At 52.3% G+C, this 16,636-nt stretch carries 17 protein-coding genes; 4 read left to right on the forward strand and 13 right to left on the reverse strand.

Annotated features, from left to right (window positions below):
- Positions 1-474: 474 nt before the first annotated feature.
- The 4 genes from DW724_RS13245 to DW724_RS16125 all read right to left on the reverse strand — a co-directional run bounded on the left by DW724_RS13245 (position 475) and on the right by DW724_RS16125 (position 6,456).
- A complete protein-coding gene (locus tag DW724_RS13245) occupies positions 475-1,809 on the reverse strand; it encodes an MATE family efflux transporter (RefSeq protein WP_118761797.1) in 1,335 nt (444 codons plus the stop codon).
- Complete coding sequence (locus tag DW724_RS13250; RefSeq protein WP_118761798.1) at positions 1,796-2,233, reverse strand: MarR family transcriptional regulator; 438 nt, start codon at positions 2,231-2,233, stop codon at positions 1,796-1,798. Before DW724_RS13250 ends, DW724_RS13245 begins: the two co-directional genes overlap by 14 nt.
- Positions 2,234-2,336: 103 nt before the next feature.
- Positions 2,337-3,032: a DUF554 domain-containing protein gene (locus DW724_RS13255; protein WP_110435842.1), complete on the reverse strand. Its 696-nt coding sequence runs from the start codon at positions 3,030-3,032 to the stop codon at positions 2,337-2,339.
- A gap of 121 nt (positions 3,033-3,153) precedes the next feature.
- A complete protein-coding gene (locus DW724_RS16125; RefSeq protein WP_243105761.1) occupies positions 3,154-6,456 on the reverse strand; it encodes an S-layer homology domain-containing protein in 3,303 nt (1,100 codons plus the stop codon).
- A 412-nt stretch (positions 6,457-6,868) separates the two neighbouring features.
- Here DW724_RS16125 and DW724_RS13265 point away from each other — a divergent pair, with 412 nt between their 5' ends.
- The gene (locus DW724_RS13265) at positions 6,869-7,246 is read left to right on the forward strand and encodes a hypothetical protein (RefSeq protein ID WP_118761799.1); all 378 of its coding nucleotides are present in this window, start codon (positions 6,869-6,871) and stop codon (positions 7,244-7,246) included.
- A gap of 74 nt (positions 7,247-7,320) precedes the next feature.
- Here DW724_RS13265 and DW724_RS13270 read toward each other — a convergent pair whose 3' ends face one another.
- Both DW724_RS13270 and DW724_RS13275 read right to left on the reverse strand, forming a co-directional pair.
- Positions 7,321-8,298 carry a D-2-hydroxyacid dehydrogenase gene (locus DW724_RS13270; RefSeq protein WP_158580359.1) on the reverse strand — a complete coding sequence of 326 codons (978 nt, stop codon included), beginning with the start codon at positions 8,296-8,298 and terminating at the stop codon, positions 7,321-7,323.
- Positions 8,299-8,412: 114 nt separating this feature from the next.
- Positions 8,413-8,715, reverse strand: coding sequence for a helix-turn-helix domain-containing protein (locus tag DW724_RS13275; RefSeq protein WP_330426318.1), 303 nt, complete (start codon positions 8,713-8,715; stop codon positions 8,413-8,415).
- A gap of 119 nt (positions 8,716-8,834) precedes the next feature.
- On the opposite strand from DW724_RS13275, the gene DW724_RS13280 reads away from it, so the two are divergent.
- Positions 8,835-9,701 carry a hypothetical protein gene (locus DW724_RS13280; RefSeq protein WP_118761801.1) on the forward strand — a complete coding sequence of 289 codons (867 nt, stop codon included), beginning with the start codon at positions 8,835-8,837 and terminating at the stop codon, positions 9,699-9,701.
- A 49-nt stretch (positions 9,702-9,750) separates the two neighbouring features.
- Here DW724_RS13280 and uraA read toward each other — a convergent pair whose 3' ends face one another.
- The 7 genes from uraA to rpmG all read right to left on the reverse strand — a co-directional run bounded on the left by uraA (position 9,751) and on the right by rpmG (position 14,357).
- Entirely contained in the window at positions 9,751-11,013 is a 1,263-nt protein-coding gene (uraA, locus tag DW724_RS13285; RefSeq protein WP_118761802.1) for a uracil permease, read from the reverse strand.
- A 45-nt stretch (positions 11,014-11,058) separates the two neighbouring features.
- Complete coding sequence (locus DW724_RS13290) at positions 11,059-11,901, reverse strand: patatin-like phospholipase family protein (protein ID WP_118761803.1); 843 nt, start codon at positions 11,899-11,901, stop codon at positions 11,059-11,061.
- Positions 11,902-12,080: 179 nt separating this feature from the next.
- On the reverse strand, positions 12,081-12,776 hold the full coding sequence (gene rplA, locus DW724_RS13295; RefSeq protein ID WP_118360867.1) for a 50S ribosomal protein L1: 696 nt from the start codon (positions 12,774-12,776) through the stop codon (positions 12,081-12,083).
- Positions 12,777-12,874: 98 nt separating this feature from the next.
- Positions 12,875-13,300 (reverse strand): 50S ribosomal protein L11, encoded by a 426-nt coding sequence (gene rplK / locus DW724_RS13300; protein ID WP_118481005.1) that lies wholly within the window; start codon positions 13,298-13,300, stop codon positions 12,875-12,877.
- A 104-nt stretch (positions 13,301-13,404) separates the two neighbouring features.
- Positions 13,405-13,941 carry a transcription termination/antitermination protein NusG gene (gene nusG / locus DW724_RS13305; RefSeq protein WP_110435833.1) on the reverse strand — a complete coding sequence of 179 codons (537 nt, stop codon included), beginning with the start codon at positions 13,939-13,941 and terminating at the stop codon, positions 13,405-13,407.
- A gap of 17 nt (positions 13,942-13,958) precedes the next feature.
- Positions 13,959-14,189 carry a preprotein translocase subunit SecE gene (gene secE / locus DW724_RS13310; protein ID WP_110435832.1) on the reverse strand — a complete coding sequence of 77 codons (231 nt, stop codon included), beginning with the start codon at positions 14,187-14,189 and terminating at the stop codon, positions 13,959-13,961.
- Between the two features lie 18 nt (positions 14,190-14,207).
- Positions 14,208-14,357, reverse strand: a complete 150-nt coding sequence (rpmG, locus tag DW724_RS13315; RefSeq protein ID WP_110435831.1) for a 50S ribosomal protein L33 — start codon at positions 14,355-14,357, stop codon at positions 14,208-14,210.
- A 294-nt stretch (positions 14,358-14,651) separates the two neighbouring features.
- On the opposite strand from rpmG, the gene ruvX reads away from it, so the two are divergent.
- A complete protein-coding gene (gene ruvX / locus DW724_RS13320) occupies positions 14,652-15,068 on the forward strand; it encodes a Holliday junction resolvase RuvX (RefSeq protein WP_118761804.1) in 417 nt (138 codons plus the stop codon).
- A 199-nt stretch (positions 15,069-15,267) separates the two neighbouring features.
- Positions 15,268-16,608 carry a Na+/H+ antiporter family protein gene (locus DW724_RS13325; RefSeq protein ID WP_118761805.1) on the forward strand — a complete coding sequence of 447 codons (1,341 nt, stop codon included), beginning with the start codon at positions 15,268-15,270 and terminating at the stop codon, positions 16,606-16,608.
- The last annotated feature ends 28 nt before the right edge of the window (positions 16,609-16,636 follow it).

Consider the following 16,636-nt stretch of genomic DNA (forward strand, 5'->3'; position numbering starts at 1 on the left):
GCGTCCGGTTCTCATGGCTAAGGCTGCTACCGAGTCCTGCCAGGCTGGCGGCGTGTTCGTCAAGGTCGGCGAGTAATTCTTCTTAGAATTTCTTTCTCCTCTCTCTATTCTAAATTAGAAAAGCAGCTCCAAATGCTTTTCATTCCCTCAAATACAACAGCAAGGCATTTTTTGAAGTGACCTCTAAAAGTCAGACAAAAATTGTTCAAGCGACCGAAAGGGCTTGCTGCCTGTGAATTACAGGCGGCAGGCCCTTTCGCTTTGCCTTGATTCTGCGGTTGCTGTAGTACAGATATGCAATGCGTTCCTGTTTGAAGTGTTCTGATGTTAGACTTCACCGCAGGGTTCGCCGACCTTAGCGCTCCGCCGTTTGCGCGCTTTTCCTTTACTCTACACCTTCATCCTATATACAATTCGTTATATTTCACCTATATATAACAAAAGAGTGCTGTTCCCTCAACAGCACTCTTTCCCTTAATACTGATACTTTTTCCGTCCCTTGACGAGAAAAAACACCGAAACCATCACGCCGAGCGCCTCTGCTACCGGAACAGCCAGCCAGATGCCGGTTTCCTGCAAAATCAGCGGCAGGAGCAGCAGCATCGCCACGAGGAACACAAGCGTGCGCGAAAACGAGATGATCGCAGACACGAGACCATCCGAGAGCGCGGTAAACAGCGAGGACGCGAAAATACTCGTGCCCATGAGCAGGAAGCTGACCGCATAAATCGGAAAGCCGTGCATGGCAATCCCATACACACTGCTGCCGCGCGGCGTAAACAGGGTCAGCGCCGGCTCGAGCGTCAGCCACGAGAGCAAATATGTGCCGAGCGAGCACGCCAGCACGAACGTTATGCAGATGCGGAAGATATGCCTCAGCTGCGGGATATTTTTCTCGCCGAATTTATAGCTGATAACCGGTGCAACGCCCATCGAAAAGCCGAAATACACCGCCGTAAACACAAACTGGAAGTACATTGCAATCGTGATGGCGGCTACGCCGTCCTCGCCGCGGTAGCGCATGAACAGCGTATTGAACACGAATGTGGTGATGGCGTTCGCAATGTTGCTGACCATCTCGGACGAGCCATTGCCGCACGCGGCAAGCAGAGTCTGTCCGTCGAATTTGAAGGGCACAAAGTACAAGCTTCCGGTGCGGTTTTTAGTGAAATACACCAAACCAACGATGGACGGCACGCAATAGCCGAGGCAGGTGGCAATCGCCGCACCGGCAACGCCCATGTTCATCGGGCCCATGAACAGCCAGTCAAGCACCACGTTTGTAATGCCGCCGCCCACCGAGGTCAGCAGACCCAAGCCCGGCTTGCCTGCGGTGACGAACAATGTCTGGAAGGCAGTCTGCAGAAACAGCATGGGTGCAAACACCAGCTGAATGCGTGTGTAAATACGGCAGTCTGCCCACTGCAGCTCACTCGTGCCAAGCAGACGCAGGATGGGGTTCAGAAACAGATTGCCAAACACGGCGAAAATCAGGCCGATACCCAGCGCAACTGCAATCAGCATGGTGAAGTTGCGGCGCGCCTCGTCTGTGCGTCCCTCCCCCTGCCGGCGGGCGATAATAGCGCTGCCGCCCGTGCCGAGCATAATGCCGGTAGCCATCTGCAGGCAGTTGAGCGGATACGACATATTGATTGCGGAAAGCGCGGTTGTGCCGGCAAACCGCGAAATAAACATGCCGTCCACGATGGTGTACATCGACAGCAGCATCATCATTGCAATGTTCGGCAGTGCGAATCGGAGCAGCGATGCGGCGTTGAATTTGCGCGCAAGCGCGTTATTCTGCTCCATTGCGAATCTCCTTTTCAAAAGAATCGGTAAATTTTCGGGTCATTTCCACCATCATGGCGAACTGCTCAGCGCCCATGGCAGCGGCGGCGCGTTCCTCTGCGCGATACAGACCGCCCAGCTTATCCGCTGTGTAGCGTTTGCCGGATTCGGTCAGGCGCAGCGGCTTTTCCTTGCGGCCGGATACGCTCACCTTTTCCAGATAACCGGCCTGCTCCAGCTCCTGCACCACCGTATGAATTGTCTGCTTGGGCAGCAGACACATCTGCGCGATTCCTCCTTGTGTCATCTCTGAAAACTGATCTAACATATACAGCACCGTTACTGTACTGGGTTTCATGCCGCTGTGCTTCGCCCAGATATCGTACAGCTCATCCTGTCGAAAAATACATGCGCACAAGTCGTTCATTTGTCTGCGAAAATCCATAATGCACCTCAATAGTCCTAAATCGTATCACGCTATTATAGTATGATTTAGGACTATTGTCAAGGAAAAGAAAAGCAGACCCGTAAAAGAGTCCGCTTCAAATTTACCCCATCAACATAGTCCAGAGTGCGCTGAACGGCATAACGAGTATCAGCGCGGGCATGAGATCGACCAGCGGCACGGATTTGATCTTGGAGACACGAAAACCGGCCGACATAGTCAGCACGCCGCCGCACGCGGACAAATCCGCGAACATTTCCGGTGTGAGCGCACCGGACAGCAGCCGTCCTGCGGTAAACACGCACAGGAGAATCACGCACTGCGGCAGCGGGATGGCACAGATGGCCTTGCCGAGCGTAGACGCGAAGATCATCGCAGTGAAGAAGTCCAGCACGGACTTTGCAAACAGCAGATTCGGATCGCCCGCGATGCCCTCAGTCAGCGTGCTGTACCAGCCGAAGCCCGAGCAGCAGAACAGCGCGACCGCCGTGATGTAAAACTCCATATCAATATTATCCCCGCCGAGGTGCATGGTTTTGACCAGCCGATGAAAAAACCGGCTTGCCCAATCCTCAAGGTGCAGCAGGTGCCCGATGGTAAACCCCACCAGAATCGCCAGCACGACCGCTGTCATGCTGACCGCCTTGATGATGGAATTGATACCGATAGCGATCGAACACATGCCGAACAGCGTCGGCAGATGCTCTTTCAGGCTGTTCGGCAGGACGTGTCCCAGTGCGGAACCGATCACGCCGCCGGCCAGCACCGAGATACAGTTGACAATTACTCCGATTGGCATAGGATTTCCTTCTTTCTCTTTCCCCTTCTCCTCTATTTCCCATTTTACAGTAGAAAAGCGTCTTTGGCAAGCAAAAGAAAACCGCACAGCCGAAGCTGTGCGGTTTTTATTGCATTTTCGCTTACTTTTCCACGTTTTCGCAGAAACGCATGAGCATTGCCGCTACTTCCGCGCGGGTCGCGTAGCCCTTCGGGTCCAGCTTGCTGCCGGACTTGCCGTTAACAACGCCAGCCGCATTCGCCCACTGGAGCGCCGGAACAGCATAGCTGCTTACGCTCTGCGCGTCCGTATAGCCGTCGAGGCTCTTCGCGCCGGAAACGTCATACTTCTTGTTCTGTGCGTAACGGTACAGCATAGCTGCCAGCTGCTCGCGGGTGATGTTCACCTGCGGGTTGGTGCCGTCGGATACGCCGTTCGCCTTAGCCCAGTTCATGCCCTTTTCGTACCAGACCGAGCCGCCGGTGGTGTCCTCGCCGGCATGGCGTGCCAGAACCGTCATCAGCATGCCGCGGGTGGTATTAGCCTTCGGAGAGAAGGTATTCGCTGCGGTGCCGTTCATCATGCCCTTGCCGGTTACATAATCAACCGCGGAAGCGAACCAGTCGTTCGCGGAAACGTCGTTAAACGTGGTCTTAGACGGGGTTTCGTCCGCCTTTGCGTAGCTTACGCCAACGGTAACGGCGGAAGCAGGCATGGTGAAGGTGTAAACGGTGTCGCTCTTCTTAACGGTGGAAACGGACTTGCCGGAGCCGTCGGTAACGGTCAGCTTATCCAGCTTGTAGCCCTTGTCCGGGGACAGGGTAATGGTAATGGTAGCGCCCTTTTCCGCGTTGGACGGAGAAGCGTTTACGCCGCCGTTGTTGACCGCCGAGGTGGTTACCTTGTAGGTCGTCTTGCCGGAGGAGGAGCCGCCGGAGGAGCTGCCGGAGGAGTGAGTATACTTAAAGGTATACGACTTGGTCGGCTTAATCGTCTGGCCGTTTACAGTAATATCAGCAGATGTGCTGTTTTTAACAGTAAACGTCTTGTTTGCCGTGCCGGTGTACGGAGAAGTACCGCCGGTAATCTCGATAGTGCCGTTTGCCGGAACTGCGCTTACAGCATCAGCGAAAGAGGTGTACGCATTGCCGTTTACCTCAGCAACAACATTCGGGTTGGACAGTGCGAAAGTGAACGGGCTGAAACCGTTGGTGGTGAACTTAACCTTACCGGTGGTTTCATTAGCAGTTGCAACATACAGGTTTGCACCGTTATTGTGGTTGATATAAACCTTTCTGCCCTTGAACTTATTCGGCAGAGTTACCTCAACCTCAGTCGAGCCAACCTTTGCATCCTGTGCAGATTTCAGAACAATCTGCTCTGCCGCACTATTACTGTTCTTTGCAACTGCAATCAGGTCATACTTCGGAACAATGTCCATAGAAACCGTATCGCTCGTGGTATCATATGCAGTTACGGTAACATCCAGATAGGTTTTCTTTACAACGGTAACGGTAGTATTCTTCGGAATCGTGCCGTCCGACTCCAGAATAACCTTTTTGTTCTTTACAAGTTCAGTCAGAGCCTGCGCCTTGTCGTCTGCCGTAATCGGAGTGGTGTCCGTCAGCGTGGTCGACGTTACGCTTGCACCGACAGCCTTTGCAGCCGGGCGCTTATCTTCAGCGATTGCACTTGCATCAGCCTTAGTATCACCAACCTTGGCACCGGTCTGGATTTTGTTTTCGTCCTTGACTTCGATGGTGCCAACCTTGTACTTATAGCCGTCCTTGTCGCTTTTAACGCCAGTCTTGCCGGTTACGCAGTAAGCGGACGGGTCAACGGTGAAGTAGCCGCCGGAGATTTCCATCGTATATGCGCTACCCCAATCACCAAACGCTGGTGCTGCAAAATTACCATAAGTAATGGTAATTTTACCAACACCATTGCCGTCTTTACCATAGCCAAACAAAGTTTTGCTACCAGTGAACGTACCGCCAGAGATCGTAATTTCGCCCTTGTCCGCAGCATTCGCAAATGCGCCATTGGAAATCGGATACTGACCCTTGAAAATACCGCCCGAAATCGTTGCAATATTCCAATTCAGAATTGTTGCCGCATTCGTTGCATTGGTATTCGTAGTACTGTCAAAAGTACCACCGGAAATATTCAGAACACCATAGTCATCGTTTTTAACGACCGAACAACTTTTTTCACCGGATTTACCCGAGAAATCGCCATTCTTAATCGTCAGCGAAGCCTTGTCCGCCTGTGCGGGAACGCTCTCACCAGCAACTTTATCCGTAGGATAATACCAACCGTTATCAATCAGGCTCGAAACATTACCGCTGTCAGCAGGCTTCACAGTTACCGCGCCGTCAATGGTCATACTTCCCATATTCTTCAGTACATACCAATACTTGGACAGATAAGTACCGCCATTCAAGTTAATAACTGCATCCGGGAAGTTGGCAACAGCCGCCATTTCGGTTTGGCTTGCCAGTACTTCACCACTGCCCGTAACCGTCAAATTGCCCTTATTGACAATCGCACAGCCAGTTGCCGGCTTGATGTTCTTGCCATTCAGGTCAAGCGTAACAGTCTTGCCAGTCGGAATAACAACATTTTCTGTTACGTCTTTCAGCAGAGTAACCGCGCCGCCATTTCCAGCCTCACGAATTGCATCTGCTACCGTGTTATAATTTGCACCTGCGTTTGCGACAGCAGCGTTCTCACCTGCAACAACAGTATAAGTGTCACCATTCTGAGTCGTGGTGTAACCCTCTTCGCAGAAATTGGTGCCTTCACCCTCTGCCTTGCAGTCTGCCGGGTTAAACTTTTCAAAGCTACCGCCGGAAACATAAATCTTAGCTTCGTAATCTTGACGTGCCTCATCCAGACAGTTCAGCACAAATTCATAAGACTTAGTTTCATCTGGATAATATGTCTGCTGAATAGAGTATGAACCACCTTTAATATAAGCAGTACCATGTTCTACATATACAGTATGAATATTACCTACAAATGTACCGTTTTCAATCGTTACAGAAGCATCTGCATCCTGCACATCTACATCATAGCAATCATTTTCCTTCGCAGACAATGTGCCATTGCCGGTAATCGTCAAATTACCAGTACCACGAACAGAAATCAGTGACCAATTATTTGCCTTTTTATCCGGCTTATCCCACAAATCCTCTTCATTGTAGAGTTTCTTGCCGTTCAAATTCAGCGTAATTGCCTTATCCTTAACAGCAATTGTCTGTGTTACATTGATATCGCTCGACAGCGTAATTGTAGCGCCATTCTCTGCCGAAGCGATTGCATTGACCAGATCTTCATACGAACCAACACTTGTTGTATTCGTTTCATCCGCCGCAAATGCCACCGGCGCCATGGTCAGCACCATCATCACAGCGAGAAAAGCCGATAACAATCTTCTTTTCATGTTTATCCTCCTCAAAATTATTTTTTCCGGCAAAAGTGGTGCCGTTTCGCCTTTCCTTCGCAAAATTTGTACTTAGGAAGGTTTTGTGTCTGAGGGCGAGTACCTCAGACACAAGGGTACCCTTGTGCCACTTTATTTGCCTACATCATATCACTGTTTTACATTTTTTGCAATGATATTTATCACAAAATTTTGTCGATTTGGTGTCGGTTTTGTGTATTTATAACTTTTTCATTGCTTTTGCACAATTGGAATTGCCAGCATTTATACATATTTTCACCGCTTGTGTTTTGCGCCCGGTTATGCTATGGTAAAAGCAGTAATTTGGAAAATTTGTGTTCAACCACTTCTGAGTCCGTTTTATCGGACACCCGATATGCGATACTCAAAGCATGAAAAGGAGGCATGGCATATGAAAAAAGACGATTACGGCTTCTACGGCAAGGGCCTTGACGGCTATGTGCACTACCGGCAGGGCATGCAGGAAGCGGCGCGCAATGCACCGAATGCGTCCGGCGGCCGTCGGCCTGTCTCCGTAGAGCAGAAAACAACCGAGCCTGCACCGAAATCCGACGAATCCGGTCAGATCAGCAAGTGGATCCTGCAGCATCCGCTGCATACGGCGTGCATGATCAGCTTGTTTATTGCGCTGACCTGCGTGATTATTGAAAGCCTGGGCGAACCATCCATCCAGTTTATGGCGGCAACGGCTGTCATCTGCGTGGTTGCCCTGATTTTCCTCGGCATAGAGGTTATCAACTTTATCATCTGGCTTTTCAAAAACTGCTGAGCACCAAAAAACGAGCCGACAGCATGGCTTTCGGCTCGTTTTTTCTCTGTTGCTATACCTGCGGGAAACGCGTATCAGTATCCCTCCGACCGGTTTACAACATTTTTCAGCGGGTTTCCGGTCAAATACCGCTCCAGATTGTCCATGCAGATATGCCAGATCGTGTTCTGCACGTCCGCGCTGCCGCCGAAGCTCGGGCCTGCGATATGCGGCGTGAGCAGCACGTTCTCCATGTCCCACAGCGGACAGTCCGCCGGAAGCGGTTCGGTCTCGAACACATCGAGTGCGGCGCCGCCGAGGTGGCCGTCCTGCAAAGCCGACACCAGATCGTCCGTCCCCGCCAGACTGCCGCGTCCGACATTGACCAGCACCGCGCCTGCTTTCATCGCGTGCAGACGCTCCGCAGTCAGCAGACCCGCGGTCTCGTGCGTATTCGGAAGACAGCCAATGACGATGTCCGCCCGCGGGAGCAGAGCGTCTAACGCATCGAGTGTATGCGCTTCGTCGAAGTCTGCCGGTACAGCCGAAACCGCTGTGCGCTTCACGCCAAGCACAGCTGCGCCGAAAACTTTCAATCGGCGGGCCACATTCGCGCCGATGTCGCCCATGCCGAGTACAAGTGCGGTCTTGCCGGAAATCGTCTCCGCATGGTCGTATTTTTGCCAGATATGCGCCTGTTTGTTGCTCCAGTACCGTCCAAACGAGCGGTACAGCGCCACCAGACTGCCAATCGCGTACTCCGCGATGATCGTGCCGAACGCACCGGATGCATTCGCCAGCACCACGCTCCGCGGCAGATTTTCCATGCGCGTGTACTTGTCCGCGCCCGCCCAGGTCAGCTGCAGCAGACGCAGGTTTTCGGTCTGCGCCAGCTGGGCTTCACTCGGCTCGCCGAAAATAACCGCAGCCGCGCGAAGCTGCTCGGCGGTCGGGTGTTCGCCGTTCTCCGCGAACGTGAACGCGCACCGCGTACCGAATCGGGTATTTAACGTCTCACGCATGGTCAAATCGCACTGTGCGAGCACCAAAACGGATGTTTTTTCGTTCTGCATTGTGTTTTCTCCGTTATCTGTCAGAATATTTACAATTATATAGTACGGATTTCCGGTTTTCAACAATGGGATAATAAAAAGCATCTGCATGAGCAGACACTTTTCAAATTATTTTTATAATTTCATTTCGCGGTTCTTTCTGCGCAGATGGGTCGCCAGCGCATACAGAACGGCGATATCCTCCTCGTCCAGACCTGTTAAATCCAGTGTCTGCGTTTTTGCAACACACAGCAGATAGTCTGTCGATACCTTGAAAATCTCGGATAATTCGATAATATACTGCGTACTCGGTACATTCAGGCCCAATTCCCACGCATTTACGCTCGACCGTGTGATGCCCAGCCGCTTTGCCAGCGCGGCCTGTGAGATGTTGTGGCTCTCCCGCAGCATTTTAATTCGTTCCCCTATAATCAGCATGCTATCACCTTATTATAGGGTATGCTAATCACGATGATATTACGATATCATTATGATATTTTTAATTGACATACATATTTCTTCCAGCTATACTAAAGAAGATAATAGGAGGACTGTACATGGTAATCTTACTAACGCTCTTAGTATGTCTGATCATAGCTCTCATACTCCGGGGAATCTATGCTGCCCTTCGTTCCATACTATCCAACAAGTGGCTTCATGACGAGGCACGACAGGATGTTGTACATCTGTTTAATCGAGACTTACCTAAATGGTTAGAAGCAGCTTATACCGCCTTATACCAGCATTTGCAGACACAGGGCAGCAAATGTGACTGGAGCATAGAAATTACATGCCCCTCCCATGCTGTTATTGATCGATGCCGTATCAATTTTTCCGGTTCGCAAGGTATTATTCTGGACAGTGCCAATCAGCAATTACTCTATTATAAAACAAAGGATTTGCCGGAATTACATGCCCTTCAATGCACAAATGCCCACCCGTTAGAAGCATTTGAGTGTTTTTCTCTCCCCTACTCCGATATTCTCCAGGCACAGCTCATTACTTCCGCGCACGCCTATACGCAGAGGAAACCGAAAGGCGGCATTTCTCAAGGCACCGCCGAACAGCATGCCGCCGGGCAAACGGTCTATGACAAATTAGCAATCGTTATTCAAATCAAGAATCCCAATCATCCATATATAGAATTAGACTTTTCTAATCATACTGCGGTATCTGAACTGTGGAAAAACCTTCAGACCTCCGGCATATTAGGAAATATCTTTGAAACCGAGACTAAATTCAGCATTTCATATGCAGGCTGCGATACCGATATCAAGATTCGGAAGCGTTTCTCTGCTATTCCATCGCTTCCATTTGCTCTGACGTCGATCGGACCGGCACAGTTAAATATGTTAAATCAAACCCTGCTCCATCTGGAAGCGATTGCACAAGCTGATCCGTCCGATTCCGCACCTGTTTCATGATTTTCATAATAAAAAAGCGTCTGCTCACGCAGACGCTTTTTCGATTCGTTTACGCATCATTCGACAGATGGAACTTATCGAACGCATAGAACACAAGGCTCATGATCATGCCGACGATAGCGGCGAGGGTCATACCGGAGAGCGATACATCGCCCAGCGCCAGCGTCACGCCGGACAGGCCGGTAACGAAAATGACCGAGGTCAGGATCATGTTGCGGTTCTTGCTGTAATCCACATGATTATCAACCAGAATACGCAGACCGGAGGTGCCGATCATGCCGTACAGCAGGAACGAGATACCGCCGATGACCGGACCCGGAATGGTCTGGATAAGCGCCGCCAGCGGACCAACGAACGAACAGATGATACTCAGCACAGCCGCGCCGCCGATCACGCGCACGGAGTACACCTTGGTGATCGCCATAACGCCGATGTTTTCGCCGTAGGTAGTGGTCGGCACCGAGCCGATAAAGCCGGAGATCATGGTCGAGAAGTTATCCGCGAACAGCGAACGGTGCAGGCCGGGATCCTTGAGCAGATCACGGCCGATGACCTTGCCGGTGACGAGCTGATGACCGATATGCTCGTTTGCGATAACCAGAAGGACCGGAAGAATGATCAGGATCGCGTTGATGTCAAACTTCGGGGTCTGGAAATTCGGAATGGAGATAAAGCTGGTGTGCAGCGCATCAATGATGGTCTGGGTTTTGATAACACCGGTGAACACACCCGCAATATAGCCGCAGATAATGGCGATCAGAATCGGGATAGTCGAGAAGAAGCCGCGGAACAGCACGCTGCCGAATACCGCAACGGCCAGCGTTACAAGGAAGGTGACAACCGTTCCGGTGGTGACGCTGTCACCGACAATGCAGCCGGTAGAAGCCGCAGAGCCTGCCAGCTCCAAGCCGATCAGCGCAACGACCGGGCCCATGGCTGCGGGCGGCAGAACGACGTTGATCCAGTCCGTGCCACACTTATAGATAATGAACGCGAGCACACAGCCGCACGCACCTACGACAACAAAGCCGCCGAGCGCGTACTGATAGCCCCAGTTCTGGATTACGATGGTCGCCGGAGCGATAAATGCGAACGACGAGCCGAGGTATGCGGGCGCCTTGCCCTTGGTGATGAGGATGAACAGCAGCGTGCCGATACCGTTCATAAACAGCACGATCGCCGGGTTCATATGGAAGATGAACGGCACGAGCACGGACGCGCCGAACATCGCAAACATATGCTGGATGGACAGCGGCACGAGCAGGCGCGGCGGCACCTTTTCCTCTACCTGAATGATTCTGTTGCTTTGCATCGTTTTTTCATTCCCCCTAAAATATTTCTCTTTTACCAAAACCCGTCAGCGGAACAGATTTTTGATCTGCTCCATCCGGGCACATGTCATATTATACCCCATTTCGTACCCCCATTCCAGCTTTTTCACGTCTTTTTCAAAGCTGTTCAGCGATTTTTCGGGCTGAAGGAGCACGGTGTCCTGCGGTTTGTTCTCCGCAAGACGGTGACAGAAGCAGACTGTCTCGTTGTAGTGCTTGGCACGCTCAAGCAGCACCTTGGGCATCGCCGGATATTTGCGCTTCAGCCACTTTGCGGTCAGCTCCACGCCGCGCGTCAGCGTCTTGCGGTAGCTTTCCGGCTGCGTGAGCACAATCAGATTGCGCTCGTTGCCGTCGTGCAGGCTGCGCAGAATCGGGATCGGGTCGGCCAGACCGCCGTCGTAATACGTCTCGCCGTCCATCTGCACCGGTGGGAAGTAGATCGGGATGGCGCAGGTCGCTCGCAGCATTGTGCACGGACGGTCCATGCGCATGCCGTCGAGGTATTCGGCTTTGCCTGTCTTTGCATTGGTGACACCCACCAAATATTTACCCTGATATTTGTGAAATTCGTCCCAGTCAAACGGCACAAGCCGGTTCGGGATGGTGTCGAATACGAAATCCGTGCCGAAAATGGAGTGGTCGTGCAGCAGGTTGCGCGCGCCGAAATAGCGCTTGTCGCCACGATACTGCCGCAGTATGTTAATGTTGCGCTCACGCTGCCGTGAGAGATACGACGCCGCATAGGTAATGCCGGCGGACACGCCGATGACGTAATCGAACATGATGTCATTATCGAGCAGCGCATCCATCACGCCGCAGGAGAATACCGGGCGGAAGGTTCCGCCTTCTAAGACTAAACCGGGCATAATTAACCTGCCTTTCCTGCTATTTTTCTGAAATCGAGAGAGTTTTCGTATTTTTCGGCACACGCTGTCTGGTGCAGTGAAAATCCACGCTATTTTACAAAAAGACAGACCAACAATCGAAATCATCGGTCTGTCTTTCTGACTCTCAGCGGAAAACCGCCGAGTAAAATGCTATTGAATTAGCCGATCATCTTTGCGGTGCTTACCTTGATGCCGGGGCCCATGGTAGAAGCAACAACGCAGGAACGAACGTACTGACCCTTTGCAGCAGCCGGCTTAGCCTTGATGATAGCACCCATCAGAGCGTCGAAGTTGTCCTGCAGCTTCTCAGCGCCGAAGGAAGCCTTGCCGATCGGGCAGTGGATGATGTTGGTCTTGTCGAGACGGTACTCGATCTTACCAGCCTTGGACTCCTGAACAGCCTTGGTAACGTCCATAGATACGGTACCAGCCTTCGGGTTCGGCATCAGGCCCTTAGGACCAAGCACGCGGCCCAGACGGCCTACAACGCCCATCATGTCCGGGGTAGCGATAACTACGTCGAACTCAAAAAAGTTCTCCTTCTGGATGCGCTCCATCAGGTCCTCTGCACCAACGATGTCTGCGCCTGCAGCCAGAGCCTCGTCAGCCTTTGCGCCCTTAGCGAATACAGCAACGCGAACCTGCTTGCCGGTGCCGTGGGGCAGAACGATAGCGCCGCGAACCTGCTGGTCAGCGTGACGGGAGTCAACGCCCAGCTTTACGTGCAGCTCGATGGTCTCATCGAACTTAGCCTTCGCGGTGGAAACAACGGTGGAAAGCGCTTCAGCCGGATCGTACTGCTTGGTGCGGTCGATCGTCTTTGCGCTGTCTACATACTTTTTACCTTTATGCACAATAAATCCTCCTTAAGTGGTTAAGCGGGAACTTGAATAACCCTCCCACTGTATGCGGCAGATAGCCGCAGCTTCGTACAACAAATAAAAACCGGAGATTACTCCTCGACGGTGATACCCATCGAACGGGCGGTACCCGCGATCATGCTCATAGCAGCTTCCAGGGAAGCAGCGTTCAGGTCGGGCATCTTGGTCTCTGCGATCTTCTGGCAGTCAGCCTTGGACAGCTTTGCAACCTTGGTCTTGTTCGGTACAGCAGAACCGGACTCGATGCCGCAAGCCTTCTTGATCAGAACCGGCGCCGGAGGCGTCTTGGTAACGAAGCTGAACGAACGGTCAGCATAAACCGTAATGATAACCGGAATGATCATGCCGGCATCGTTCTTGGTGCGCTCGTTGAATTCCTTGGTGAAAGACATGATGTTTACACCGTGCTGGCCGAGAGCCGGACCTACCGGGGGAGCCGGGGTTGCCTTGCCTGCGGGAATCTGGAGCTTAATATAACCTACTACTTTCTGTGCCATGTTGAAAGGTTCCTCCTTCAAAAAATGTGGTGGCTGGCGAGTTCCTAATTGGCACGGAACTCTCCCACTTGCCGTAAATGCGGAAATCTATCTTCCGCTCATTGTCACTCGTCGAGAGTTTCAACCTGATCGAGCTCAAGCTCGACAGGGGTTTCGCGGCCGAACATGGAAACGGTTACGTTTACCTTGTTCTTATCCGGCTCAACCGACGATACAACGCCGATAAAGCCTGCCAGCGCGCCGTCGATAACGCGAACACTGTCGCCTGCGGCGTAGTTTACCTCGATCTCGCGCTTTTCCACGCCCATTGCGATGATCTCTTCCTCAGTCAGCGGAATCGGCTTGGAGCCGCCGGACTTGTCCTGACCCAGAAAACCGGTGCAGCCGCGCGTATTGCGAACCAGATACCAGGTTTCATCGGTCATGATCATCTTAACGAGCACGTAGCCCGGGTACAGCTTGCGCTCTACCTCGCGGCTTTTGCCGTCCTTTACCTCAACGACCTTCTCGGTCGGGATGTTGACGGCTTGGATCAGGTCATGCAGCTTGCGGTTTTCGACCGCTTTTTCGATCGAAGAGGCTACCTTGTTTTCGTAGCCGGAGTACGTATGAACAACGTACCATTTTGCAGCGTCTGACATTGTTGCCTCCTTTTAAGTTAGGCGGCGAAATGTTTAAGCAGCGTCTGGACACCAAGACCGAATACGATGTCAAGCACCCAGATGAAAATACCGATGATGACTACGCAGGCGATAACGACCAGCGTGTTGTTCGTCGTCTGCTCACGGGTGGGCCAGACGATCTTACGGCATTCGCTCTTCAATTCGCGGAACCACTTGCCGATACGAGCAAAGAGACCGGGCTTTTTCGCTTTGGTTTCTTCAGCCATTAAGCTACTTCCTTTCCCTTACTTCGTTTCGCGGTGAAGCGTGTGCTTCCGGCAGAAACGGCAGTACTTGTTCATTTCCAGACGATCCGGATCATTCTTCTTGTTCTTCATTGTGTCATAGTTTCTCTGCTTGCACTCGGTGCAGGCCAGCGTGATCTTTACGCGCATAGATAACGGCACCTCCTTTTAATATATCGCTTCGTTTCCGTATCCCTGTGACACGGCTTGAAGCTAATTGCCTCCCTCTGTCAGCGTTCCGACGTCAACTTTTCAGACACACGAAAAATAGGCGCAAAAAAAGAACCTGCATAGGTGTTTTTAGTATAGCATGTGAGGGATTTGCGGTCAAGCATTTTTTCTGAAAAAGTGCTGATTATTTTCGTTTTTTATGGTATACTCAGGGTAATCACACGGGCAGAAAACACCGATTTGAAAAACTGCCCAAGAAACAGGAGTATGACTATGCGTATTTTGGGCATTGATTACGGAGACGCCCGCACCGGCCTTTCGATCTCCGATCCTTCCGGCTTTCTGGCCGGCTCGCCGAGCGTGATCCACGAGTGGAATTACGCCAAGCTGGTGGACAAGCTGGCGGCGTTCATTCAGGAAAACAAGATTGAGGAGATCGTCCTCGGCCACCCGAAGAACATGGACGGCACAGTTGGCCCTCGTGCCGAGAAGTGCGAGACTCTGGCGAAGGAGCTGGAGGAGCGCACCGGACTGCACGTTGTGCTGTGGGACGAGCGCCGCACGACGGTCGCCGCACACGAAATCCTGCACCGCAGCGGCAAAAAAGAGAAAAAACACCGTCAGAACGTCGATGCAGTCGCGGCAACGCTTATCCTGCAGGGCTATCTGGATTTTAAGCGCCGCCTGTGATTTCCGGTATATCTATTTATATAGTATCCTTTTTCGGCACCTGTTTCCCGCAGGTGCCGTTTGCTTTTCCAATAACTTCTTTCGATAAGAAACATTTCTTGACGGTTTGGCTTTTTTCTGCTACAATAAGAAAAACTTCAATACTTTACCGTGTGCAAGTCCCGCTGCATGCGGTTTTTGTTTCTAAGGAGAATGATACATGTCTATTCTTTTCAGCCTGCTCACAAACCCGGTCACGATATCCGTACTGGTGCTCTGTGTTCTGTGCCTGACCGGTTTGAATGTGCTGCTGTCCATGCTCATCGCGTGCATCATCGGCGGCGTGGCCGGCGGTATCCCGCTGCTGAACGCGCCCGAGGGCACGCAGACCGTTATGCAGCTGCTGACCGGCGGCTTTGCCAGCAACGCCACGACTGCGCTAGCGTACATCCTGCTCGGCACGTTTGCCACCTGCATCGCCACGACCGGTCTGGCCGATATTCTGTCGAAAAAGCTGTCGCGCCTGCTCGGCGGACACAAGCTGGCGCTCATTGGTGTGCTGACGCTCGTTGCCTGCCTGTCGCAGAACCTCATTCCGGTGCATATCGCATACATCCCGATTCTCGTGCCGCCGCTGCTCCGCATGATGAACCGTATGCGGCTTGACCGGCGTGCCGTTGCGTGTGCGCTGGCGTTCGGCCATAAAGCGCCGTATATCACCATTCCGTTTGGTTTCGGATTGATTTTCCAGCGCGTTATCGCGGATAATCTGAGTGAAAACGGTCTTTCTGTAACGGTCAAGGACGTTACCGCCGCCAACTGGAGCATTGGCGTTGCCATGCTGATCGGTCTGTTCATCGCCGTATTTGTCCTGTACCGCAAGCCGCGTGACTACCACGACATTGAAGCAGACACCTCCGCTGCCGAGGTAATTTCGGAAAAGCTCGAGTATCGCCATTATGTCATGCTTGCCGCCGCGATTGTTGTCGCAGTCGTGCAGGTTATCAGTCAGGATCTGGCGCTTTCCGCGCTGTGCGGCCTGATCATCATCATCGTGTTCCGCGCTATCAAATGGAGTGACATTGACGAGCAGATCGAGGGCGGTGTCCGTCTGATGGGTCAGATTGCCATCATTATGCTGGTGGCAGGCGGCTACGCCTCGGTCATCAAGGCCACCGGCGGCATTGACGCGCTCGTAAACGCCGGTATTTCCGCCGTAGGCGGCAGCAAGGTTGTCGCTGCGATTGTCATTACACTCATCGGCCTGCTGGTGACGATGGGCATCGGCACCTCGTTCGGCACTGTGCCCGTGCTCGCTGTGCTGTTCGTGCCGATGTGCAGCTCGCTTGGGTTCTCCACTCCGGCTACCATCCTGCTCATTTCGGCCGCCGCTGCCCTTGGCGATGCAGGCTCGCCCGCGTCCGATACCACGCTCGGCCCAACCTCCGGTCTCAACGCCGACGGTCAGCACGACCATATCCGCGATACCTGTATCCCAACGTTTATTGCGTTTAATATTCCGATTATGATCTGCGCGATTTTGATGTCGCAGGTGCTGTAAAATAACACCCCTGCAATAATATTAAGGT

It is taken from the genome of Butyricicoccus sp. AM27-36 (assembly GCF_003480945.1).
Classification (GTDB): Bacteria; Bacillota; Clostridia; order Oscillospirales; family Butyricicoccaceae; genus Agathobaculum; species Agathobaculum butyriciproducens.